Annotated in this window: 22 protein-coding genes; 13 read left to right on the forward strand and 9 right to left on the reverse strand. The window is 74.6% G+C overall.

Annotation, left to right across the window (positions count from 1 at the left end; all coding sequences use genetic code 11):
* The 5 genes from ACQP2P_RS20630 to ACQP2P_RS20650 all read left to right on the forward strand — a co-directional run bounded on the left by ACQP2P_RS20630 (position 1) and on the right by ACQP2P_RS20650 (position 4,976).
* On the forward strand, positions 1-240 hold the full coding sequence (locus ACQP2P_RS20630) for a phosphopantetheine-binding protein (RefSeq protein WP_433618269.1): 240 nt from the start codon (positions 1-3) through the stop codon (positions 238-240).
* Positions 237-1,529, forward strand: a complete 1,293-nt coding sequence (locus tag ACQP2P_RS20635; protein ID WP_433618271.1) for a beta-ketoacyl synthase N-terminal-like domain-containing protein — start codon at positions 237-239, stop codon at positions 1,527-1,529. Before ACQP2P_RS20630 ends, ACQP2P_RS20635 begins: the two co-directional genes overlap by 4 nt.
* Positions 1,526-2,281 carry a thioesterase II family protein gene (locus ACQP2P_RS20640; protein WP_433618272.1) on the forward strand — a complete coding sequence of 252 codons (756 nt, stop codon included), beginning with the start codon at positions 1,526-1,528 and terminating at the stop codon, positions 2,279-2,281. The genes ACQP2P_RS20635 and ACQP2P_RS20640 overlap by 4 nt, the downstream gene beginning before the upstream one ends.
* Positions 2,282-2,474: 193 nt before the next feature.
* The gene (locus tag ACQP2P_RS20645) at positions 2,475-3,086 is read left to right on the forward strand and encodes an STAS domain-containing protein (protein ID WP_433618273.1); all 612 of its coding nucleotides are present in this window, start codon (positions 2,475-2,477) and stop codon (positions 3,084-3,086) included.
* 123 nt (positions 3,087-3,209) lie between these two features.
* Positions 3,210-4,976 (forward strand): chloride channel protein, encoded by a 1,767-nt coding sequence (locus tag ACQP2P_RS20650; protein WP_433618275.1) that lies wholly within the window; start codon positions 3,210-3,212, stop codon positions 4,974-4,976.
* 18 nt (positions 4,977-4,994) lie between these two features.
* Here ACQP2P_RS20650 and ACQP2P_RS20655 read toward each other — a convergent pair whose 3' ends face one another.
* The 4 genes from ACQP2P_RS20655 to ACQP2P_RS20670 form a co-directional block, all read right to left on the reverse strand.
* Positions 4,995-5,519, reverse strand: a complete 525-nt coding sequence (locus tag ACQP2P_RS20655; RefSeq protein ID WP_433618277.1) for a MarR family winged helix-turn-helix transcriptional regulator — start codon at positions 5,517-5,519, stop codon at positions 4,995-4,997.
* A 9-nt stretch (positions 5,520-5,528) separates the two neighbouring features.
* Positions 5,529-5,732: a hypothetical protein gene (locus ACQP2P_RS20660; protein ID WP_433618279.1), complete on the reverse strand. Its 204-nt coding sequence runs from the start codon at positions 5,730-5,732 to the stop codon at positions 5,529-5,531.
* A complete protein-coding gene (locus ACQP2P_RS20665; RefSeq protein WP_433618281.1) occupies positions 5,729-7,144 on the reverse strand; it encodes a protein kinase domain-containing protein in 1,416 nt (471 codons plus the stop codon). Before ACQP2P_RS20665 ends, ACQP2P_RS20660 begins: the two co-directional genes overlap by 4 nt.
* A gap of 134 nt (positions 7,145-7,278) precedes the next feature.
* Positions 7,279-7,764, reverse strand: a complete 486-nt coding sequence (locus ACQP2P_RS20670; RefSeq protein ID WP_433618282.1) for a response regulator — start codon at positions 7,762-7,764, stop codon at positions 7,279-7,281.
* Between the two features lie 236 nt (positions 7,765-8,000).
* Between ACQP2P_RS20670 and ACQP2P_RS20675 the strand changes: the two genes are divergently transcribed.
* Positions 8,001-10,271: a tetratricopeptide repeat protein gene (locus tag ACQP2P_RS20675; protein WP_433618284.1), complete on the forward strand. Its 2,271-nt coding sequence runs from the start codon at positions 8,001-8,003 to the stop codon at positions 10,269-10,271.
* Between the two features lie 932 nt (positions 10,272-11,203).
* Here ACQP2P_RS20675 and ACQP2P_RS20680 read toward each other — a convergent pair.
* Both ACQP2P_RS20680 and ACQP2P_RS20685 read right to left on the reverse strand, forming a co-directional pair.
* Positions 11,204-11,650, reverse strand: a complete 447-nt coding sequence (locus ACQP2P_RS20680; RefSeq protein WP_433619194.1) for a pentapeptide repeat-containing protein — start codon at positions 11,648-11,650, stop codon at positions 11,204-11,206.
* A gap of 436 nt (positions 11,651-12,086) precedes the next feature.
* A complete protein-coding gene (locus ACQP2P_RS20685) occupies positions 12,087-12,629 on the reverse strand; it encodes a TetR/AcrR family transcriptional regulator (RefSeq protein ID WP_433618285.1) in 543 nt (180 codons plus the stop codon).
* A 75-nt stretch (positions 12,630-12,704) separates the two neighbouring features.
* Between ACQP2P_RS20685 and ACQP2P_RS20690 the strand changes: the two genes are divergently transcribed.
* The 6 genes from ACQP2P_RS20690 to ACQP2P_RS20715 all read left to right on the forward strand — a co-directional run bounded on the left by ACQP2P_RS20690 (position 12,705) and on the right by ACQP2P_RS20715 (position 16,502).
* Positions 12,705-13,109, forward strand: coding sequence for a nuclear transport factor 2 family protein (locus tag ACQP2P_RS20690; protein ID WP_433618287.1), 405 nt, complete (start codon positions 12,705-12,707; stop codon positions 13,107-13,109).
* Between the two features lie 87 nt (positions 13,110-13,196).
* Positions 13,197-13,610 carry a DUF6069 family protein gene (locus tag ACQP2P_RS20695; RefSeq protein ID WP_433618288.1) on the forward strand — a complete coding sequence of 138 codons (414 nt, stop codon included), beginning with the start codon at positions 13,197-13,199 and terminating at the stop codon, positions 13,608-13,610.
* Between the two features lie 44 nt (positions 13,611-13,654).
* Positions 13,655-14,008: a YciI family protein gene (locus tag ACQP2P_RS20700; protein ID WP_433618290.1), complete on the forward strand. Its 354-nt coding sequence runs from the start codon at positions 13,655-13,657 to the stop codon at positions 14,006-14,008.
* A 6-nt stretch (positions 14,009-14,014) separates the two neighbouring features.
* Positions 14,015-15,193: an RNA polymerase sigma factor gene (locus ACQP2P_RS20705; RefSeq protein ID WP_433618292.1), complete on the forward strand. Its 1,179-nt coding sequence runs from the start codon at positions 14,015-14,017 to the stop codon at positions 15,191-15,193.
* Between the two features lie 13 nt (positions 15,194-15,206).
* Positions 15,207-15,554: an MmcQ/YjbR family DNA-binding protein gene (locus ACQP2P_RS20710; protein ID WP_433618293.1), complete on the forward strand. Its 348-nt coding sequence runs from the start codon at positions 15,207-15,209 to the stop codon at positions 15,552-15,554.
* 108 nt (positions 15,555-15,662) lie between these two features.
* Entirely contained in the window at positions 15,663-16,502 is an 840-nt protein-coding gene (locus ACQP2P_RS20715) for a tetratricopeptide repeat protein (protein ID WP_433618295.1), read from the forward strand.
* Between the two features lie 50 nt (positions 16,503-16,552).
* Here the strand turns inward: ACQP2P_RS20715 and ACQP2P_RS20720 are convergent, their stop codons facing one another.
* Together ACQP2P_RS20720 and ACQP2P_RS20725 are read right to left on the reverse strand one after the other, a co-directional pair.
* Positions 16,553-17,617: a glycoside hydrolase family 43 protein gene (locus ACQP2P_RS20720; RefSeq protein WP_433618297.1), complete on the reverse strand. Its 1,065-nt coding sequence runs from the start codon at positions 17,615-17,617 to the stop codon at positions 16,553-16,555.
* Positions 17,618-17,682: 65 nt separating this feature from the next.
* Positions 17,683-18,243 (reverse strand): dihydrofolate reductase family protein, encoded by a 561-nt coding sequence (locus ACQP2P_RS20725; RefSeq protein ID WP_433618300.1) that lies wholly within the window; start codon positions 18,241-18,243, stop codon positions 17,683-17,685.
* Positions 18,244-18,339: 96 nt separating this feature from the next.
* Here ACQP2P_RS20725 and ACQP2P_RS20730 point away from each other — a divergent pair, with 96 nt between their 5' ends.
* Positions 18,340-19,272 (forward strand): sigma-70 family RNA polymerase sigma factor, encoded by a 933-nt coding sequence (locus ACQP2P_RS20730; RefSeq protein ID WP_433618302.1) that lies wholly within the window; start codon positions 18,340-18,342, stop codon positions 19,270-19,272.
* Here ACQP2P_RS20730 and ACQP2P_RS20735 read toward each other — a convergent pair.
* Complete coding sequence (locus tag ACQP2P_RS20735; protein ID WP_433618303.1) at positions 19,208-20,443, reverse strand: glycoside hydrolase family 15 protein; 1,236 nt, start codon at positions 20,441-20,443, stop codon at positions 19,208-19,210. The genes ACQP2P_RS20730 and ACQP2P_RS20735 overlap by 65 nt on opposite strands.
* Position 20,444: the final 1 nt, after the last annotated feature.

Genomic DNA, 20,444 nt, shown 5'->3' on the forward strand with positions numbered 1-20,444 from the left:
ATGGACGACGACCGGATCTTCCAGCTGGTCCGCAAGAATCTCTGCCTCGTGCTGCCCGAGGTCGACCCCGGCTCGGTCCGCCCCGACGTGGCCATGGCCGACCTGGGCTGCAACAGCCTCGACCGCACCGAGGTGGTCGCGATGACGATGGAGGACCTTGACGTCGACGTGCCGGCCATGGCGTTTCGCGACGTCGGCGACATCGCGGGGCTCGTCGCGGTCCTGCGCCGGTACGCGTGAGCGCGGAACCGGTCGCCGTCACGGGCATGGGCGTGCGCTGCGCGATCGGCGACGGCGTCGCGGCCTTCACCGCCGCCCTGCGCCGGGGCGTGAGCGGCGTGGTCGGCGTCGACGACCCGGCGACGGCGGGTCCCGCCTGCGCCGCCCCGATGCCCGACGTCGACCTCGCCACGGCCCTGCAGGGCGCACCCGCCGCGGTGGCCCGCCGGGCGGCCCGCGCCGCCGCCCGGGCGCCGCTGCCCATCCGCGCCGCCGTCGCCGTCGCCGTCGAGGCCGCGGCCGCCGCCGGCCTGCTCACCGGCGCGCTGCCCCGCGAGCGCCTCGGCGTCGTCGTCGCCGGGCACAACCTCACCGGCCGCTACGCGCAGCAGGTGGCGGCCACCCTCGGCCGTGCGCCGGCCCGCGTCCCGGGCCGGGCCGCGCTGCGCCTGCTCGACACCGATCACCTCGGCGTGCTCAGCCAGGTGCTCGACGCGGCGGGGGAGGGCTGCCAGGTCGGCGCCGCCTCGGCCAGCGGCAACGTCGGCATCGTCACCGGCGCCCGTCTCGTGGCCGTCGGCGCCGTGGAGGCCTGCGTGGTCGTCGGCGCCCTGGCCGACCTCACCCCCGCCGAGACGCAGGCGCTGTTCAACCTCGGCGCGATGGCGGACGAGCCGTGCCGGCCCTTCGATGCCGGGCATCGTGGTTTCGTACCAGGCCAGGGCTGCGCCGCCCTCGTGCTGGAGCACCGCGACTCGGCCCGCGCGCGCGGCGCCACCGTGCTGGCCGGCATCGCCGGCACCGCCGTGTGCCTCGACGCCAACAGCGGGCCCGACCCCGACGAGCACGGCGAGGCCCGGGCCATGACGGCCGCCCTCGCCGCGGCCGGCCGCACCCCCGGCGACGTCGGCTACGTCAACGCCCACGGCACCGGCTCCCCGCTCGGCGACCGCACCGAGGCGGCCGCCCTGTGCCGCGTCTTCGGCACCGGCCCGGACCGTCCCTGGGTCAACGCGACCAAGGCCCTCACCGGCCACTGCCTCTACGCCGCCGGCGTGGTGGAGGCCGTCGCGACCATCGCGCAGCTGCGCGGCGGCTTCCTGCACCCCAACCCGCGCCTGTTCCGCCCCGTCGAGCCCGCCCTGCGACTCGTGGGCGCCGAACCGGTCGCCGCCCGGCCCGTCCTGGCACTGTCCAACGGCTTCGGCTTCGGCGGCATCAACACCAGCATCGCCATCGCGGTCGAACCCGGGAGCCTCGGGAGCCTCGGGAGCCTCGGGAGCCTCGGGAGCCTCGGGAGCCCGGCATGACGTCCCTGCAGCTCGGCACCGCCTGGGTCGGCGGCCCGGCCGACGAGACCGGCGCACCCCTGCGGCTGTTCTGCTTCGCCCACGCCGGCGGCGGCGCCACCGCGTACCGCACCTGGCGCGAGCCGCTGCTGCCGCGTGTCGCCCTCGCCCCGGTCCAGCTGCCCGGACGCGAGTCCCGGCTGCGCGAGCGCCCGCTGCGCAGCATGGACGACCTCATCGCGCCGCTCTGCGACGGCCTGCTGCCCCTGCTGGACCGGCCCTTCGCCGTCTTCGGTCACAGCATGGGCGCCGCGATCGCCTTCGAGGTCGCCCACGAGCTCGCCCGCCGCGGCTGGGGCGCACCGGTCCGGCTCTTCGTCTCCGGCCGCCGCCCGCCCCACCTGCCCGCACGCCGGCCCCCGCTGCACCGCCTGCGCGACGAGCAGTTCGTGCCCGCGGTCAGCTCCCTCAACGGCATTCCCCGCGAGGTGCTCGACGCCCCGGACATCATGGCGCTGGTCCTGCCGACGCTGCGCGCCGACTTCGAGCTGAACGAGACGTACTGCCCGCGCCGCACCGACCTGCTGCGGTGCCCGGTGACCGCCCTGACCGGCGACGCCGACCCGGAGGTGACCGCCGACGAGATGGCCGCCTGGCGCGACACGACCCGCTCCTCCTTCGACCTGCACGTCTTCCCGGGCGACCACTTCTACCTCAGACCGGCGCGGGACGCGGTGCTCGCGACCGTCCTCGATGCTCTCGGCGGCGCCTGACCCGCCGCGATCGGTCCCGGCGGGGGCCGCACGGCTGCCCGCGATGCGCGCCGCGGGCCGCGCACGCGGCCCCCGGGTGACGGTGCTGCGGCGGGCGGCCCGATTGTCACGCGAACGTCATGCCCCGCGACGATGTGGGCGTGCCGGCCGACCCGGATAATTGCACTATGCACATGATTGATCGGGCGGCCCGATGACCGCGCTGCTCAGCCGGGACGGCACCGACTTCAGTCTGGTGTGCGACTCCTGCGGCTGGGTGATCGGCAATCTCGCGGCGTCGGCGGGCGACTGGCGCGGGGCCTGGAGCCTCTTCGCGCTGGACGGCTGGTGCGGCAGCGAGCTGGCGGTCGGGCCGCACGGCTGCGGCCGGTGCGGGCCGCCGACGTCGCTGGACGGCATCGTGGCCCGATCGCTGGACGCGCCCTCGATCGTGCCGGCCGGACGGTCCGGCCAGCGGATGGTGCTGCAGCTGCTGGCGGACGTCCGCGCGATCGATCTGCGCGGCGAGCTCATGTGCGCCGACGACGCGCGGCTCTGGGACCTGCTCAGCGGCGACCCCGGCCCGTTCGCGCATCTGCTGGTCGACGTCAGCCGGGTCGGGCGGCTGAGCTCGGCGACCGTGGACGTGCTCGTCCGCGCGGCGCAGCGCGCGTCCGCCGCCGGGGGCCGCGCGTGTCTGGTCGGCGCCGGTCCGGTGGTGGCGGGTGCGCTGCGGATGCTGTGCCTGGACCACGTCCTGCCCATGCATGCCGACCGGGCGGCGGCCCTGGCGTGGCTGCGCTCGGGCCGGGCCGTGGCGTGCTGAGCTGAACCGCCGCCGCGCGGGCACCTTGGGCCGCACCGGCCCTGATCGAGCGGACCCGGCGGAAGACCGCCGGGTCCTGCGCATTTAGCTGCGTACTACAATGATTGCACTATGCAGCTATTAATGCGCGTGCCGCGCGAGCGGTACCTGGTGTTGTGGGACCGGCTGCGGGGCGGCTCGGCCGGTCTGCTCGTCCTCGCCGTCGGCGTCGGGGCCGGGGCGAGCCTGGGCGCGGTCGGCTTCCGCTGGCTCGTCTCCGCCGCCACCGGGCTGTTCAGCGGCGCGGCGGACTACACCGCCCACCCTGGTGCCGCACACCCATGGCTGCCGTGGGCCGGCCGGTGGTTCGTGGTGGCGGCGCCGGTGGTGGCCGGGCTGCTGTACGGGCCGCTGATCCATCTCGGCGCCCGCGAGGCCCGGGGTCACGGGGTGCCGGAGGTCATGTACGCCGTCACCGCCCGCGGAGGCCGGATTCGCCCGCGGGTCGCGATCGTGAAGTCCGTCGCGAGCGCGCTGTGCATCGGCGGCGGCGGCTCGGTCGGCCGCGAGGGGCCGATCGTGCAGGTCGGCTCGGCCCTCGCCTCGGCCGCCGGGCAGGCGCTGCGGCTGCCGGACTCCCGGCTGCGCCTGCTCGTCGGGGCCGGTGCGGCCGGGGCCGTGTCGGCGACCTTCAACGCGCCGATCGCCGCGGTGTTCTTCTCCCTGGAGCTGATCCTCGCCGACTTCGCCGTCGAGTCGTTCGCCGCGGTCGTGCTGGCCTCGGTGACGTCGAGCGCCATCAGCCGGGCGCTGCTCGGCGACCACCCGTTCCTGGCGCTGCCGGCCTTCCACGTGGTCTCGCCGGTGGAGTACGTGTGGTACGCGGCGCTCGGCCTGGTCGCGGCCATCGTCGGGGTCGGGTTCAGCCGGGTGCTGTACCTGGTCGAGGACGTCTGTGACCGCTGCTGGCGCGGGCCGGAGTGGCTGCGGCCGGCGGCCGGGGGCCTTGCGCTGGGCGGCATCCTGCTCTGGTTGCCGGAGCTGTACGGGGTGGGGTATCCGGTCCTGGACCGCGCCGTCGCGGGCGGCTACCCGCTGGTGTTGCTGCTCCTGCTGCTGGTCGGCAAGATGCTGGCCGCGAGCCTGACGATCGGCATCGGCGGATCCGGGGGCGTCTTCGGCCCCACGCTGTTCATCGGGGCGATGCTCGGCGCCGCGGCCGGCGACGCCGCGCACGCCGTCATGCCCGGCCTGACCGCTCCGCCGGGCGCCTACGCGCTGGTCGGCATGGGCGCGGTGTTCGCCGGCGCGGCCCGCACGCCGATCACCGCGGTGGTCATGATCTTCGAGCTGACGGGTGAGTACTCGGTCGTGCTGCCGCTGATGGTCGCCGTCGCCCTGGCCGCCGGCGCCTCGCGGCTGGTGTCCGCCGACACGATCTACACGCGGAAGCTGCATCGGCGCGGTATCGACCTGGGCCGGGACCACGCACCGGCGCGGCCGGGACTGGCGGTGCCGACCGTGGACGCGGTGGCGGGGGCGTTGCCGACCGCGTTACCGGCGGACGCCGGGCTGGCGGAGGTGGCCGAGCGGTTCGCGGCCGGCGGCCATGACGCGCTGCCGGTCGTCGACGGTCGGGGCCGGCTGCGCGGCGTGGTGCCGGCCGTGGAGGTGGAGCGCGCGCTGCGCGACGACGCCGGCGGCGTGACCGCGGCCGACCTGGCCTCCACCGTGCCCGTGCTGCGGGCCGGGCAGTCCCTCGACGAGGCCCTCGACGCGGTGGTCCGCGCCGGCGGGCTCGGCCTGCCGGTGCAGCGCGATGACCGTCTGGTCGGCTGGGTCACGCATCGGGACATCCTCGCCGCCGTCACGACCGGCCCGCAGCCGCGGGCCGGCGCGCCGGGCCCGTGAGGACCCCCGGTGCCGCCGTCAGCCGTCCGGGGTCTCGAGCTCCTCGTCCACGGACGGGAAACCGAGCCACCACTCGCTCTCCGGCAGCTCACCGGCGGCGGCGGCGAAGGCGCGCAGCGCCGGTGCGACCGCCGGGTGCCAGACCTCCGCCGTCGCGGCGACGATGTCGGACAGCTGGTGGCGGCGGCTCTCCGTCACCCGCTGGACGAGCCGCCGCCCGGCCGCCGTCAGCGTGAGCCGCACCACTCGCCGGTCGGAGGTCGGCCGTGAGCGGCGGGCCAGGCCCTTGCGGACCAGCCGGTCGCACATGCGGGTGCCGGTCGACGGGGCGACCTGCAACTCGGCCGAGATGTCGGCCACCCGCTGCGGTCCGCGCGCGGCCAGCACGACGAGCGCGCGGTACTGCGGCAGCGTGACGTCGGGATCGATGTCGGCCAGGGACCGGGCGGCGATGCCGACCAGCGCCCGGCTCGCCGTCAGCAGGGCCTCGACGGCCTCGGGGCCGGCGATGGTGGCGTCCACTGCGCGCGCTTCCTTGGGCATGCGCCAACCCTAGAGCGTCGCCGGACCCTCCACGAAACGCCCCGCGCAGGCGGGGCAGCGGTGCCACCACAGCTCGCGGAGCCGCTCCGCCTCCCACCCCAGGGCCCGCGCCCGGGCCCAGATGGTCTCCCGGTCGGCGCCGGCGAGCTGGAGGGTCGCACCGCAGCGGTCGCACGAGACCTCCGCGGTCCTCGGATTCGTCGTGACGATCATCGTGGGGGCACCTCCGGACGGTCAGGCGTCCGCCGCCGCGGCGGCGTAGACGGACACGGTGCGCTGGCAGCGGACGCCGTCGAGCTCGAAGGCGGCCGGGAACCCGGTGTCGGGCTGGTCCAAGGTGCCCGAGAGGGTGACCCGCGCGCCGGCGTGGCGCGGTCGAGCGAGCCCTCGCCGGTCACGACGACGAGTGAGCCGGACTGGCTGACGGCCCAGCCGGAGGCGCTGGTCACCCGCTGCCCGGGTGGCGCGGTGAAGCGCAGGGTCCACGACTGCCCGGTCGCCGCGGTGACCGCGACCTCCGCGGTGAAGGTCGTCGGGGTGCGGTGCCCGACGTACCGGACCGCGCACACGCCACCGGTGTCCGGCTGCGGCCCGCCGGCGGACGCGGCGGGAGTCGACCACAGCGGGCGCATCCAGCCGCTCGCGGCGATCAGCGCCACCGCGGCAACCAGGACGGCCGGGCGGCGCCGGCCGGGCGTGGGTCCGGCGCGCCACGGGACCGTGCACGGATGCCGGGGACGCTCGGGCCCGCGCGTCTCGCCGGGCGCGGTGCGCACGACCGGTGCGGGACCGGCCCCGTCCGCGTGCCGTGCCAGCGCGTCACGAAGGACGTCGCCGAGGTGGCGGCTGGACGGGCGATATCCCGGGTCGTCGGCCAGGCACGCGTCGACGGCCGCGACGACCTCGGCCGGGACCTCCGTCACCGGCGGCAGGGACACCGCCGGCGAGGCCAGGCGCTCGCGGACGAGCGCGTGGCGGGCCACCGCGGTCCACGGCAGAACGCCGGTCAGCATGTGGTACAGCACCAGCCCGAGCGCGTACATGTCGGTGGCGCTCGTGACCGGCTCGCCGCGCAGCTGCTCCGGAGCCATGTACTCCGGAGTGCCGAGCAGCACGCGCGCGGCGCGGCCGTCGGCGGCGGCGCCGATGATCGAGGCGAGCCCGAAGTCGACGACCTTCACGCCCGAGCCGGTGAGCATGATGTTGCCCGGCTTGATGTCACGATGCACGACGCGGTGGCGGTGCGCGGCCGCGAGCCCGTCGGCGACCTGCGCGGCGATGCGCACCGCGTCGCGCCAGGGCATCGCCCCGGGGCCGCGGAGGCGATGGTCGAGCGTCTCGCCGTCGACGTACTCCATCACCAGGTACGGCACCGCCCGGCCCAGCCCGCGCACCCGATGCCCGGCGTCATGGATCGCGGCGACGTTCGGATGGTTGATCCGGGCGGCCGCCCTGGCCTCGGCGACGGCGCGTTCGCGGGCGCGGGCCGATCCGGCGAGCTCGGGCAGGAGCAGCTTGACCGCCACGGTCCGCTCGAGGCGGGTGTCGACGGCGCGCCACACCTCGGCCATGCCGCCCGAGCCGGCCTGGCTCACCAGCCGGTACCGGCGGGCGATCGTCGGCATCGCGCAACCTCCCTCGGCGGCAACGGGCACCCGACCCGCACCTTACCGAGGCGTTTTCCCCCGCGGCCAGGCTCGGGCCCTTCGAGCGGCGCATTGACACGGGACCGTCATATCCGCGGCCCGCGCGCGCACCGTCAGGCGGTAGGCCGGTCGCGGTCGACCACGAGGGCGTACCGCTCGACGCCGCGGATCAGCCCCGCCAGCCGGACGAAGTCCACGGGTTTGCGCAAGAAGTGGGTGGACGGCACGCCGAAGTCGACCAGCATGCGCTCCTCGACGTCCGAGCCGGTGAGCACGACCACCGTCAGGTTCCGCAGCCGCGGGTCGGCGAGCACCCGGTCGAGCACCACACGCCCGTCGACGCCGGGCAGGTTCAGGTCCAGCAGCAGAATGTCGGGCACCGGCGCGTCCCGGTAGGCGCCGCGCCGTTCGAGGTACTCCAGCGCGCGGCGCCCGTCGCCCAGGACCGTCACCGGGTTGCGGAGGCGATGCTCCCGGAACTCGTCGAGCGTGAACGCGACGTCGCCGGGGTCGTCCTCGACCAGCAGAATCCGCACCAACGGCAGCGATCCGCTCGTCGGAGGGTGGGCGTGCGCCTCCGCTCCGGCGGCTTCGGTCACTGCGGGCACCCTTCCGACGTGCGGCTTCCCATCACATGCAGCATACAACTACTGCGGTATGCAGCCGTTTCCGCCCGGCTATGTGTTTGCCGCCGGGTGGCTTGCTCACCGCCTGCCCGGTCAACGCCTGCAGCGGCCGGGACGCGGGTGCTCGCGACCGCCCGGGATCGTCTCGGCACCTGACATGCCGCGCTCGGCCGGGCGGCGGTGTGGCATCGGGCGGCGACAATATCGCTATGCGTTGGATACGGCAGCGAATCATCGTGGTCGCCGTTGTCGTGGCGATGGTCGTCGTGGTGGCCGTGGTCCTCCTGGGCGAGGGGCTCGACCGGGCCGACAAGTGGGCGAGCGTCGTCGGCGGCGGCGCGACCGTGGCCGGGTTCCTGGTGGCTGCGCTGCACCGGCGCGCGGCCGGGGGCGTCGGCTCCGACGCCACCTTCATGGGCGCCTCGCTCACGGCGCCGGCCGGCGCCGGCGCCGCTCTCATCCGCGGCCGCGACGCCGACCTGCGGGAGCTGCGGCGGGCGGCGCGCCGGCCGGACGGCCGGGTGCACGTGCTGACCGGGCTCGGCGGGGTGGGCAAGTCGTCGCTGGCGATGTGGACCTGCCGGTGGTTCGAGCGGCACCGGGGCCGGTCGGCGTGGTGGATCGCCGCGGAGGACCGGGCGGGTCTGACCGACGCCCTGGTCAGTCTGGCCGAGGAGCTCGGCGTCGGCCGGGCGCAGGTGACGGCGATCCGCGAAGGGTCGGCGCGGGCGGTGGAGCAGCTGTGGGAGGTGCTGCGGCAGTCACCGCGGCGGTGGCTGCTGGTGTTCGACAACCTCGACGACCAGCAGGTGATCGCCTGGCTGATCGAGTCGAATGTGGCCCGCTGCGCCGGTCGCGGGCTCGTGCTGGTGACGAGCCGGATCAAGCGCGAGGACGTGTGGGGCAGCGCCCGCAAGGTGGCCGAACTCGCGCCGCTGACCGTGGCCGACGCCGCGCAGGTGCTGCTCGACCTCGCTCCCGGCGCCGGTGACCGGCCGGCCGCGCAACGGCTGGCCCGCGACCTGGGGTGCCTGCCGCTGGCGCTGCACCTGGCCGGCGCCAACCTCGGCTCGGCGTTTCCGATCTGGCCGACGTTCGACGAGTACCGCGAGGCATTCCACGAGCGGGGCGCCCGGCCGGTCCTCGTCGCCCCCGGGGTGGGCGACGATCAGGCCGAGCACCGCGGCAACGTGGCGCTGACCTGGGAGATGTCGCTGCGCGCGCTCGACGGGCAGGGGCTGGCGCACTGCCGGACGCTGCTGCGGGTGCTGTCGCACCTCGCCCCGGCCGTGCCGGTGCCGCAGATGCTGCTGCACACCGAGCCGGCCCGGACGCTGGTGGGCGGCGACGGCACCACCGGACGAGATGCCCTGGCGGTGCGGCGCGTCGTGCAGAACAGCCTGGAGGGGCTCGCCGACCACGGCCTCATCGAGCGGCTGGACGGCCCCGCGCCCGACGGCGCCCCGATGTTCATGCTGCACCCGCTCGTGGCCGAGGTCAGCCGGCCCGCCGCCCCCGACCGATCGGCGCCCGCCGCCGCGCTCGACCTGCTCGTCGCGGCGGTCGCCGCCCGCCGCTTCGACGACAACGCCGAGTGGCGCTGGTTCGGGCTGTTCGCGCCGCACGTCGAGCAGTTGCTGCGGTACAGCGGCGTCCTCGGCGAGCAGAGCCTCACGAAGCTGGTCTGGATGGTCGTGCGGGTGGTCGCCGCCAACACCTGGCGCGGGCAGGAGGCGGCGGCCGTGGCCCTCGCCGGATCGGCGCTGCGGCATGCCGACCGCCTCGGCCCGGACCACGTCGCGATCCTGGCCCTGCGCAACGAACGCGGCTGGGCGGTCGGGCGCCTCGGCCGGTGGGAGAAGGCCCACGCCGAGCTCACGCAGGTGTGCGCGGCGCGGACCCGCCTCCTCGGCCCCGGGCATCTCGACACCCTCGACACCCGGCACAAGCTCGCCTGGGCCACCGGGCGGCTCGGCGATTGGGAGGCCGCGCAGGCGCAGCTGGAGCCGGTCCTGCGGGCGCGGGCCGCCACCCTCGGCGACGAGCACCCCGACACGCTGCACACCCGGTGCTGCCTCGCCTGGGCGATCGGCCGGTGCGGGCGGCCGGAGGAGGCCCAGCGCCGGTACGCCGAGATCATCGCGGTCCGGGAACGCGTCCTCGGCGCCGACCATGCCGAGACGCTCGACGCGCGGCATTCGCTCGCCGAGCTGTTCGTGCTGTGCGAGCGCTTCGGCGACGCGGAACGGCTCCTGCGCCCGCTCATCGCCGACCGGCTGCGCGTGCTCGGCGCCGACCACCCCGAGACGCTCGACACGCGGCCCCGCTACTGGCTGGCCAGGGCGCTGCTCGAACAGGGCCGCCGGCGCGAGGCCAAGCGGCTGCTGCGGCGGCTGGCGCGGGACCAGCAACGGCACCTCGGCCCCGACCACCCGGCGACCGAGGCCACCTTGACGCTCCTCGGCGCGCCCACGAGCTGAGCGAGCCCACGTCGCCGCCCGGCCGGCTCCTCGCGGCGATCACCCCGATCGCTCGCCGGGATCATTGCGGGAAGTCGGCCGGGTCGACCGAGTCGGTGTGCGCGTTGCCGCCGGTGGACGGCTTGAGGGTGATTTCCCAGGTGGTGTACTGCCTGCTGGTGGTCTTGAATTCGATGGGGTCCGTGAACTTCGACAGGTGGCAGTCGCGGGTGAAGCCGGCGGCGCCCGCGTCCCAGTCCGAGCCGGTCGCCATGTAGATCTGGTAGCTGCCGTCCCGGACGCGCTTGACCTTGAACGTCTGGCCGGCCGAGATGTAGACGGTCGTGGCGGCCGCCTTCGTGCCGTTGGGCACGAGACTCACCACGACGTCGGTCTGGCCGCCGCCGTTGTTGATCGTGAACTCGCCGGAGCCGTTGAGCGTGCCCTTCTTCACGTACGTGCCGTTGGCCAGCTTGCGGTCCTGCTGGGGGGCGGGCCCCGGCAGCCACGCGCCGAAGGTGAACGTCGACCCGAAGGCCTTGACCGCCTCGCGGACCTCGTTCGCCGCCACCGAGCCGGTCACCTGCGAGACCGCCGAGGAGCCGGCGCACACCTCGCCCCGCTGCACGGTCACGGCCAGGTTGCTGAAACCGTTGCTGGACGACGAGAACGCCCGCATGAGGTGCTCGTGGCCGTCCTTCGCCTCCTGGGGCGGGGTCAAGTACGCCAGCCGGGAATCGCTGTCCTTGGCCGCCTTGGACAGCGCCGTGGCCGCCTCGGAGGTCGCGGTCCGGTTGCCCGCCCCGACGACCTTCTGCCACGCCGGCCCGAGCAGGCCGTCCACCTCGGTGAGGACCGCCTGGTACTCGGCGACGGACATCGCCTTCGGCGGGCTCGACGGCTCGCTGGAGGCCTTGCCCGAGGTGCCCGAGGGCGAGGCGTCCGTTCGACGATCACCGACGACGACGAACGCGGCGACTCCACCGGCGGAGCACAGGAGCAGGAGCACGACGACGGCAACGCCGACGATCAGCCCGGTCCTGGACCGCTTCGGCGCGACCGGCACTCCGACTGGCCAGCCCGCGCCGGGCATGGGATAGCCGGGCGCCCCGGATGTTGGCATCCCAGGGCCGGGCACGGGGTAGCCGGGCGCCCCGGAGGTCGGCATCGCGGCGCCGGGCATGGGGTAGCCGGGCGCCCCGGAGGTCGGCATCGCGGCGCCGGGCATGGGATAGCCGGGCGCCCCGGAGGTCGGCACTGCGGGGCCGGGCATCCCATAGCCGGGCGCCCCGGAGGTCGGCATCGCGGCGCCGGGCATGGCAAAGCCGGGGGCTGCGGGGGCGGGCATGGCGGACGTCGGAGCCGCGGCTGCCGGCATTTCGGTTCCCGGCGCTTGCCAGGCCGGCGCGTCACCGGTCGGCATCCCGGACGTCGGAGCCGGAGCCGCCGGCATGCCGGAGGCCGGCCCTCCGGACGTCGGTACCGCACCGGTCGACGGCGTGCCCGAGGCCGGCTCGGTGGCGTCGGGCGCGCTCGGACCGGGCTGGTCCGGGTCCGGCCCGACGGGGGACGATGGCGTTGTCACGCGAGCACGGTACAGGTCCGGACGCACCCGCACGACCCCGCTTTGTTTCGGTGCGAACACCGGCCCGAGCCGGCCATGCGATCGACCCGGCGATCCTTCCGCTGCGGCCGACCGGGCATCGAGCCGGGCCCGTATCTTGAGCAGACGCTGCCGGTCATGGTGGCCGCGTGTGATCATGATCATCCCGAGGTCCTCGCCGCCGCGGTCACGACCTGCGGTCACCTCGCGGATGGGCGGTGGCAGCGGCGGTGCTACGGCAGCGGTGCCAGGCCGTCGAAGACGATGGCCAGCATCCGCGCGCGGACCTCGTCGTCCAGTGCGGTCGCGCGCGAGGTGGCGACCAGCAGCGCGTAGACCTCGGGCAGCTCGACGTCGTCGCGGACCGCGCCGGCCGCCTGGGCGCGGCGCAGCAGGACGCCCACGGCGCCGCGCAGGCCGTTGGCGGCTCGGTGGGCCTCGCCGCCGGTGTCGCCGCCGGCGTCGAGCAGCGCCTCGCCGATCGTGATCTTCGCGGGCGCGTCGGCGACCAGGTGGCGGAAGAAGTCGTAGAACGCCGCGCCTGGATCTGCGGTGTCGTGCAGCGTCTCGGCCTCGGCGCGCAGCCGATCGTACCGCCGGATGAGCACGGCCTGCAGGAGCGCCGCCTTGGTGGGGAAGTGGCGGAAGACCGTGGCGATGCCGACCTCGGCCAGCCGGGCCACCTCCTCCGTGGACGCGGTCGCGCCGCCGCGGCCGAACACGTCCTCGGCGGCGTCCAGGATGCGGTCGCGGTTCGCCTGTCCGTCGCTGCGCATGCTCGCCCTTGCTGTCCGAAGTCTGGACTCCGTAGCATCGGAGTCATCACTTCGGATAATACAGGAGCGCCCCTCATGACCCCGCGCGAAGTGTTCCTCGCCCTCGTCAACGGCGTCGCGGACGAGCGCTGGGACGAGCTGCCCGGCCTCTACGCGGAGCGGACCGACGTCGTCCACCCGTTCCACCCGCGGCGCGCCCCGGCGCTGCGCACCCGCGCCGAGCTCGCCGAGCATTTCCGCCCCACCGGCGACGGCCCGCGGCTGCGGCGCCGGGTCACCGACGTCGTCATCCACCAGACCGTGGACCCGGAGGTGATCGTGGCGGAGTTCGCGTACGACGGCGTCAACGAGGACACCGGCGAGCCCTTCCGGCTGCCGGGCATCTTCGTGCTGCGCGTGCGCGACGGGCAGATCGTCGAGTCCCGCGACTACTTCGACCACCTCACGTCCGCGCGGATTCGCGGCCAGAAACTTTTCTAGCGGACCTGTCGATCGGCGCGGGGGTGGTTCGTAGCCCTGGTGAGAGCCCGGCACACACGGCCGGCCCGGACACCGCTGGAGGGCATCATGACCACCACGCTTCCCACCACCCGCACCACGACGTCGAGCATCCCCGCGCTGGTCGGGCACGGCGTCGTCGCCACGGTCGCCGCGAGCGCCGCGACCATGGCCGTCGCCGCCGGTGGGCACGCCGCCGGGATCAGCCTCGACATGGCCGGCCAGCCGATCCCGGTCACCGGGTTCGGGACGCTGACCGCCATCTTCTCGCTGGTGGGCGTGGTGCTCGCCGCGGTGCTGGCCCGCTTCGCCCGGGGCCCGCGGCGCGCGTTCGTCCGCACGACGGTGGTCCTGACCGTGCTGTCGCTGGTGCCCGACGTGCTCGCGGACGCCGCGCCTGGCACGAAGGCGCTGCTGATGCTCACGCACCTGGTCGCCGCCGCGATCGTTGTCCCGCTCGTCGCCCGCCGCCTGTCCGCCTGAGCTTGCTGCCGAGACTGGCTCCTGCTGAGAAGGGAACAACCGTCATGAAGCAGTACCTGCTGGCCGTGCACGCCGTCGAGGGCGCCCCCGCGATGTCCGACGAGGAGACGCAGCACATGTTCCGCGAGACCGATCGGATCAACCAGGAGATGGTCAGGACCGGCACCTGGGTCTTCGGCGGAGGGCTCCTGCCGCCGGAGAGCTCCACCGTCGTGCGGACCGGCCAGGGCGGCACCACCATGACCGACGGGCCGTTCGCCGAGACCCGCGAGCACCTCGCCGGCTTCTGGGTCATCCGCTGCGCGGACCTGGACGAGGCGCTGGCCTGGGCCGAGCAGTGCTCGCGGGCCTGCGGGCCGATCGAGGTGCGACCCTTCGACGAGCTGTCCCAGGGCTGAACCCGCGTGGACCTGGCGGAGATCTACCGCGCGGAGTACGGCCGCTGCGTCGCCACCCTGACCCGCTTCCTCGGCGACATCAACCTCGCCGAGGAAGCGGTCCAGGACGCCTTCGCCACGGCGGTGCGCAAATGGCAGGAGCCCCCGCCGAACCCGGGCGCCTGGATCGTGACCACCGCGCGGAACCGGGCCATCGACCGGCTCCGCCGCGAGTCGACCCGCGAGGCCCGGCACGCCGAGGCCCTGCTGCTGCACCACCAGGACGAGCCCGAGGAGGTGGGACCCGTGCGGGACGACCAGCTGCGCCTCATCTTCACCTGCTGTCACCCGGCCCTCGCGCCCGACGCGCGGGCCGCCCTCACCCTCCGGCTGCTCGGCGGCCTCGAGACGGCCGAGATCGCCCGCGCGTACCTCGTCCCGGAGGCGACCGTCGCCCAGCGGATCGTGCGCGCCAAGAAGAAGATCCGCGACGCCGGCATCCCCTACCGGGTCCCCGCCGCGCACGAGCTGCCGGACCGGCTGCCGCCCGTGCTCACCGTGCTGTACCTGATGTTCAACGAGGGGTACGCGGCCACCGCCGGTCCGCTGATCCGCACCGACCTGTGCGCCGAGGCGATCCGGCTCGCCCGCGAGCTCGCCGCGCTGATGCCCGACGAGCCCGAGGTCCTCGGCCTGCTCGCCCTGCTGCTGCTCACCGAGGCGCGCCGCCCCGCCCGCCTCGGCCCGGGCGGCGAGCCGGTGCTGCTCGCCGCGCAGGACCGGACGCGGTGGGACCGTGCCCTCATCGCCGAGGGCCACGACCTGGTCCGCCGGTGCCTGCGGCGCAACCGGCCCGGCCCGTTCCAGATCCAGGCGGCGATCAACGCGGTCCACACCGACGGCGACGCCACCGACTGGGCGCAGGTCCTGGCCCTCTACGACCAGCTGTACACCCTCACCCCCACCCCGATCGTCGCGCTGAACCGTGCGGTCGCGGTCGCCGAGGTGCACGGACCGGCGGTGGCCCTCGCCGTGCTCGAGGACGTCGACCTGCCGGGGTACCACCGGCTGCCCGCCGCCCGCGCCGAGCTGCTGGCCCGCCTCGGACGGGACACGGAAGCCGCGGAGGCCTACGACCAGGCCATCGCGCTGGCGACCAACGAGACCGAGCGCGAGCACCTGCGCCGGCGCCGGGCCGGCACGTAGATAGGCTGCAGACATGGCCGGGGTCGACGACATCCGCGCGATCACCAGGACGCTCCCGCGCGCCTACGAGGTCGTCGTGCGGGACCGGATCAAGTGGCGCGTCGGGCAGATCGTCTTCGCGGCGCTCTCCCGCGACGAGGCGACCGTGGGCTTCGGCTACCCGAAGGACGGCCGGGACGCGCTGGTCGAGGCCGAGCCGGACAAGTTCCTCCTCCCGCCGCCGCCGGACCTGCGCTTCAACTGGGCCTGCGCGCGGCTGGCCGCCCTCGACGCGGAGGAGCTCGACGAGCTCGTCGTCAACGCCTGGATCATGACCGTGCCGAAGAAGGTCTGGACCGCATACCTGGAGGACCGCCGGTGATGACGCGATCGGAGGCGATCGGGGCCTGGCCGGTCGCGTCGTTGCGGCATCTGATCATGGCTGCGGGTGCCTGAGGTACGCTCGCCGTCCGGTCGGAGGGAAACGGTGATGGACGAGCTTGTCCGCGAGGCGCGGGACGCGTGGTCGGCGCAGGACTGGGAGCGCTCGGCGGCGCTGTACGAGCGGCTCGCCCTCCAGGCGCCGGAGGACCCGCGGGTCGGCGACTGGTGGTACGACGCCGCGCTGGCGTACAAGTTCCGCCGCAACTGGGCGCAGGCGTACCGGCTCGGCATCCAGGCCGCGGCCCACGCCCCGCGCGGCGCGCAGGACCCGGCATTCTGGAATCTCGGCATCGCCGCGACGATCCAGCGCGACTGGGCGACGGCCCGCGACGCCTGGTCGTCGTTCGGCATCGAGCTGCCGCCCGGCGACGGCCCGATCGTGGGCGACTTCGGCCGCGCGTGCGTGCGGCTCACCACCGCCGAGGGTTCCGAGGTCGTCTGGGTCCAGCGGCTGTGCCCGACCCGGGCCCGGGTGATCAACGTGCCGTTCGACACCTCCCGGCGCTACGGCGAGATCGTCGTCCACGACGGTGAGCCGAAGGGCGATCGGGTGGTCGGCGACCGGACGTATCGGGTGTTCGACGAGCTGATGCTGTTCGAGCCGTCCGACCTGCCGACCCTGGCCGCGACCGTGACCGCGGAACCGGCGGTCCTCGAGGAGCTGTCCGACCTGCTCGACGCGAACGGCTTCGGCTTCGAACCGCTGCGCAACGGCTACATTCTGTGCAAGTGCTGCAGCGAAGGCTCGGTCGCGCAGGAGGCCCGAACATTCGGCGGCGAGCAGCGGTGCCTCATCGCCGCCCCGCCGGACCGGGCCCGCGAACTGCTCGACGCCTGGCGGAGCACGACCACCGGCACGTGGACGGACCTGCACATCGCGACGTGATCCGCCCGCACCGCGCGCCGGGCCGGGAACGCTCGGGCGCAACGCGTCGGCTACTCGAAGAACTTGAGGCCGAAGCCGGTGTCGGTGGTCGCGCCGGGGACGTTGGCCCGGCGGTACGTCACGCTGCCCCACCACACCGCCGTGCCGGTGTACCAGTAGCGCGCCGACCAGGAGTAAGGCGTGCCCTTGGCGACCGCGTGGTACATGGTCGGGAAGCGGTTGCCCGACGGCGGGCTCGTCGCGATGTCACCCCGTTCGAGGACGAACGAGTGGTGGCCGGGGCCGTCGACGTACAGCGTCGGGTCCCACCCGGACATCATGTTGGGCGCGTACGACCCGAAGAGGCAGCCGTTGCTCTTGTACCAGTCCCACACGTACGTCGGGTCGCCGCCCGCCCGCAGGCGCAGGTCGGCCAGGCAGTACTTGCTGCTCCAGCTGCCGTTCGCGGAGTACACGATGTGCAGCTGGCCCTTGGGGTCGAGGATCGGCTCGGGGGCCTCGTTGATGTAGGGGTTGCCGACCGTGCGCTCCCACGACTCGCGCGGCTGGGAGATGACGTACCGGGCGCCGGTGGCCGTGGTCGCGTCGGCCATCCGCGCGATGTACAGGTTCTGCTCGACGTTCGTGTCGCCCGCCCAGCCGGACCACACGAACCAGCGCTGGCCCTGGAACGTGAACGGCACGCCGTCGATGGCCCACTTGTCGTTGGGCAGCGCGACCTTCACGGCGGCGGTGTAGCCGGAGTCGGGGCTGGCCGAGTCGATGTGGTACATCCGGTGCGCGGCGCCGGTCCCGGCCGAGAAGTAGACGTGGTAGCGCCCGTCCTGGTAGACGATCTCGGGCGCCCACACCTCGCCGAGGCCGGTGTCCTTCCACACCTGCTTCTTCGGCGCGGAGGCGATCGCGGCGAGGGAGGTGGCCGTGCGGATCGCCACGCCGCCGTCGACCGACTTGGCCGCGACGTAGAGTCCGTTGACCTTGATGACGCTGGGGTCGGCGCCACCGAGCGTGGTGGCACCGGCGTCGGCGGTGCCGGCACTGGTCAGCACCGGCACGAGGGCGAGGGCGCCGGCGATGACCAGGGCGGCGGCACCGGAGCGGCGAATGCGGGGCATGGATCGCAACATCTCCCAGCTCACGCGCGCCTGTCAATAGATGGATACGAAATTGTAAGGTTCCCTTAAAGATTGCGGCGCAGGACGGTCAGCACGGCCTCGCCGATGGGCTCGGCGAGGGTGAACCGGAGTTCCGCGGGCACACCGTCCGCGAAGAGCCGGTCACCCTCGCCGGTCACCACCGGGAAGGTGATGAGCCGGTACTCCTCGACGAGGCCGGCCGCCGCGAGCGCGTGCACGAGACTCAGGCTGCCGATCACGACGACGTCGCGCCGCTCGCGTTCGGACCGCACCCACGCGACCGGGTCGCCGACGAGCGCCTCCGAGTTCGGCCAGGCCGCCGCGTCGATGGCGCCCCGCGTGGCGACCCGCTTCGGCACGGCGTTCATGAGCTTGGCGTAGTCGCTGTCGCGCCCCGGCCACAGCTGTGCGAACGCCTCCCAGGTCTTGCGGCCGTACAGCTGCACGCCGGTGCGCATCACCTCGCCCAGCCGGAACTTGTCGTCGGTCACCGGCCCCGTGCCGAAGCGGAACGCCCACCCGCCGTAGCCGGTCCCGCCCCGCCCGTCGGGGTCGGACACCACGCCGTCGAGCGTGACGAACTGTATGACGATGACGTCACCCATCGTGAACTCCCTTGCCCGGTGGCGACCCGTCCGGCCGCACTCACGAACACATACCGGCGGCGACGGCCGGACTCATCGCTCAGTACGCTGCGGCGTGTGGAGGATTTCGAGGCGTTCCGTGGTGACCTGCTGGCGCACTGCTACCGGATGCTCGGCTCCTACCACGAGGCCGAGGACCTGGTGCAGGAGACGCTGCTGCGGGCCTGGCGGGCGGCGGAGCGCTACGACCCGGCGCGCTCGTCGCGGCGCACCTGGCTGCACCGCATCGCCACGAACGCCTGCCTCACCGCGCTGGAGGGGCGGGCCCGGCGACCGCTGCCGAGCGGGCTCGGGCCGGCCGGGGACGATCCGCTGGTACCGCTGAAGCCCGATCTTGACATCGCGTGGCTCCAGCCGTTCCCGGACGATCCCGCCGCGGCGGCCGAGCGGCGCTGCGGGCTCCGGCTCGCCTTCGTCGCGGCGCTGCAGCTGCTGTCCGCCCGGCAGCGCGCGATCCTGCTGCTGCGCGAGGTGCTCGAGCTGACGGCCGCCGAGGTCGCCGAGGCGCTCGGCACCACCGTCGCCGCCGTGAACAGCGGCCTGCAGCGGGCCCGGGCCGCGCTGCACGCCGCCGGGCCGGCGCTCGAGGAGCTCCGCGACCCGGCCGACCCGGGGGAGCGGGCCCTGATCGAGCGGTACCTGGCGGCGTTCGAGGCGGCCGACGTGCCCGGCCTGACCAGGCTGCTCGCCGACGACGTGATCCTGGAGATGCCCCCGGTGCCGCTGTGGCTCGTGGGACACGCCCACTACGGCGCGTTCATGGAGCGCGTCTTCGCCATGCGCGGGCCCGGCTGGCGCCTGCGTGTCGTGGCGGCCAACGGCGGCCCGGCACTCGCGACCTACGCCCCCGACCCGGCCACCGGCGGCGTCCGGGCCCACTCGGTGCAGGTGTTCGCCGTGCGTGACGGGCTGATCCGGCACAACGTCACCTTCGCCGACCCGGCGGTCTTCGGCCTGTTCGGGCTCCCGGCAGACACCGTGCCGCGTTGACGAGACCGACGAGGCTGAACGCCTGCGGCGTGTTGCCGAGGTGCCGCCCGCTGGCCGGGTCGCACTCCTCGGCCAGCATCCCCACGTCGTTGCGCAGCGCCAGCAGCCGCTCGAGCAGCTCGTGAGCCTCCTGGTCGCGGCCGATGCCGTTGAGCGCCTCGACGAGCCAGAAGGAGCAGGCGACGAAGGCGCCCTCGCGGCCGTCGCGGTAGCGCATCAGCAGCCCGTCGCGGCTCAGCTCGCGCTGGACGGCGTCGATGGTGCCGATCACCCGGGGGTCGTCGTAGGGCAGGAAGCCGATCCGCGGGATGAGCTGCAGGGCGGCGTCCAGCCGGGCCGAGCCGTAGCACTGGGTGAACGTGTTGCGCTCGGAGTCGAAGCCGCGCTCGCACACCTCCGCGTGGATCGCGGCCCGGGTCCGCCGCCACGCGTCCACCGGGCCCGGCAGCCCGAGCCGCTGCACGGTCCGGACCGCGCGGTCGAAGCCGGCCCAGGCCATCACCTTCGAGTGCACGTACTGCTGCTCCTCGCCCCGGACCTCCCACAGGCTGCTGTCCGGCTCCCGCCAGTGGCCCTCGAGGTGCTCCAGGAGGTCCCGCCGGCGGTCCCAGGCCGTGTCCGTCGCGACGATCCCGGACTCGCGGGTGACGTGCAGGCCGTCGAGCACCTCGCCCCACACGTCGAGCTGGCGCTGCCTCGCGGCCGCGTTGCCGATGCGGACCGGGGAGCCGCCGCGGTAGCCCGGCAGCCAGTCCACAGTGGACTCCGGGATCCGGCGGGTGCCGTCGCGGCCGTACATGGTCTGCAGGTCCGCGGGGTCGCCGGCGATCGCCCGGAGCCTCCCGCCGGGCTCCTCGGGCAGCGAGGTGGTCGCGGCGGCGACGATCCCGCCGGTCGGCGCGTACGTGAGGGCCCGGACCGTACCCTCGGCGGTGTCCCACTCGGTGTGCAGCACCAGGCTGTCACCCGCGTAGGAGCGCCGGGTCGCGGCACCGTGTGCGGCCGGGACGATGCGCCACCGCCCGTGCCGTTCGTCGCCGAGCAGCGCGGCGAAGCACGCGGGCGCGTCGAAGCGGGGCAGGCACAACCAGTCGATGGAACCGTCCCGCCCGGCCAGCGCGGCGGTGTGCAGGTCGCCGATCAGCGCGTAGTCCTCGATGGCCGACGGCATC

It is taken from the genome of Dactylosporangium sp. CA-139114 (assembly GCF_050955725.1).
In the GTDB taxonomy this organism is placed as follows: domain Bacteria; phylum Actinomycetota; class Actinomycetes; order Mycobacteriales; family Micromonosporaceae; genus Dactylosporangium.

Excerpts from the sequence above, each read along its gene's own strand:
- ACQP2P_RS20710 (WP_433618293.1), top strand. The coding sequence starts at position 15,207 with ATGGCCGGGGTCGACGACATCCGCGCGATCACCAGGACGCTCCCGCGC.
- ACQP2P_RS20660 (WP_433618279.1), bottom strand. The coding sequence starts at position 5,732 with ATGATCGTCACGACGAATCCGAGGACCGCGGAGGTCTCGTGCGACCGC.
- ACQP2P_RS20685 (WP_433618285.1), bottom strand. The coding sequence starts at position 12,629 with ATGCGCAGCGACGGACAGGCGAACCGCGACCGCATCCTGGACGCCGCC.
- ACQP2P_RS20735 (WP_433618303.1), bottom strand. The coding sequence starts at position 20,443 with ATGCCGTCGGCCATCGAGGACTACGCGCTGATCGGCGACCTGCACACC.
- ACQP2P_RS20665 (WP_433618281.1), bottom strand. The coding sequence starts at position 7,144 with ATGCCGACGATCGCCCGCCGGTACCGGCTGGTGAGCCAGGCCGGCTCG.
- ACQP2P_RS20725 (WP_433618300.1), bottom strand. The coding sequence starts at position 18,243 with ATGGGTGACGTCATCGTCATACAGTTCGTCACGCTCGACGGCGTGGTG.
- ACQP2P_RS20700 (WP_433618290.1), top strand. The coding sequence starts at position 13,655 with ATGAAGCAGTACCTGCTGGCCGTGCACGCCGTCGAGGGCGCCCCCGCG.
- ACQP2P_RS20655 (WP_433618277.1), bottom strand. The coding sequence starts at position 5,519 with ATGCCCAAGGAAGCGCGCGCAGTGGACGCCACCATCGCCGGCCCCGAG.
- ACQP2P_RS20630 (WP_433618269.1), top strand. The coding sequence starts at position 1 with ATGGACGACGACCGGATCTTCCAGCTGGTCCGCAAGAATCTCTGCCTC.
- ACQP2P_RS20690 (WP_433618287.1), top strand. The coding sequence starts at position 12,705 with ATGACCCCGCGCGAAGTGTTCCTCGCCCTCGTCAACGGCGTCGCGGAC.
- ACQP2P_RS20640 (WP_433618272.1), top strand. The coding sequence starts at position 1,526 with ATGACGTCCCTGCAGCTCGGCACCGCCTGGGTCGGCGGCCCGGCCGAC.
- ACQP2P_RS20645 (WP_433618273.1), top strand. The coding sequence starts at position 2,475 with ATGACCGCGCTGCTCAGCCGGGACGGCACCGACTTCAGTCTGGTGTGC.
- ACQP2P_RS20650 (WP_433618275.1), top strand. The coding sequence starts at position 3,210 with ATGCGCGTGCCGCGCGAGCGGTACCTGGTGTTGTGGGACCGGCTGCGG.
- ACQP2P_RS20715 (WP_433618295.1), top strand. The coding sequence starts at position 15,663 with ATGGACGAGCTTGTCCGCGAGGCGCGGGACGCGTGGTCGGCGCAGGAC.
- ACQP2P_RS20695 (WP_433618288.1), top strand. The coding sequence starts at position 13,197 with ATGACCACCACGCTTCCCACCACCCGCACCACGACGTCGAGCATCCCC.
- ACQP2P_RS20720 (WP_433618297.1), bottom strand. The coding sequence starts at position 17,617 with ATGCCCCGCATTCGCCGCTCCGGTGCCGCCGCCCTGGTCATCGCCGGC.
- ACQP2P_RS20675 (WP_433618284.1), top strand. The coding sequence starts at position 8,001 with ATGCGTTGGATACGGCAGCGAATCATCGTGGTCGCCGTTGTCGTGGCG.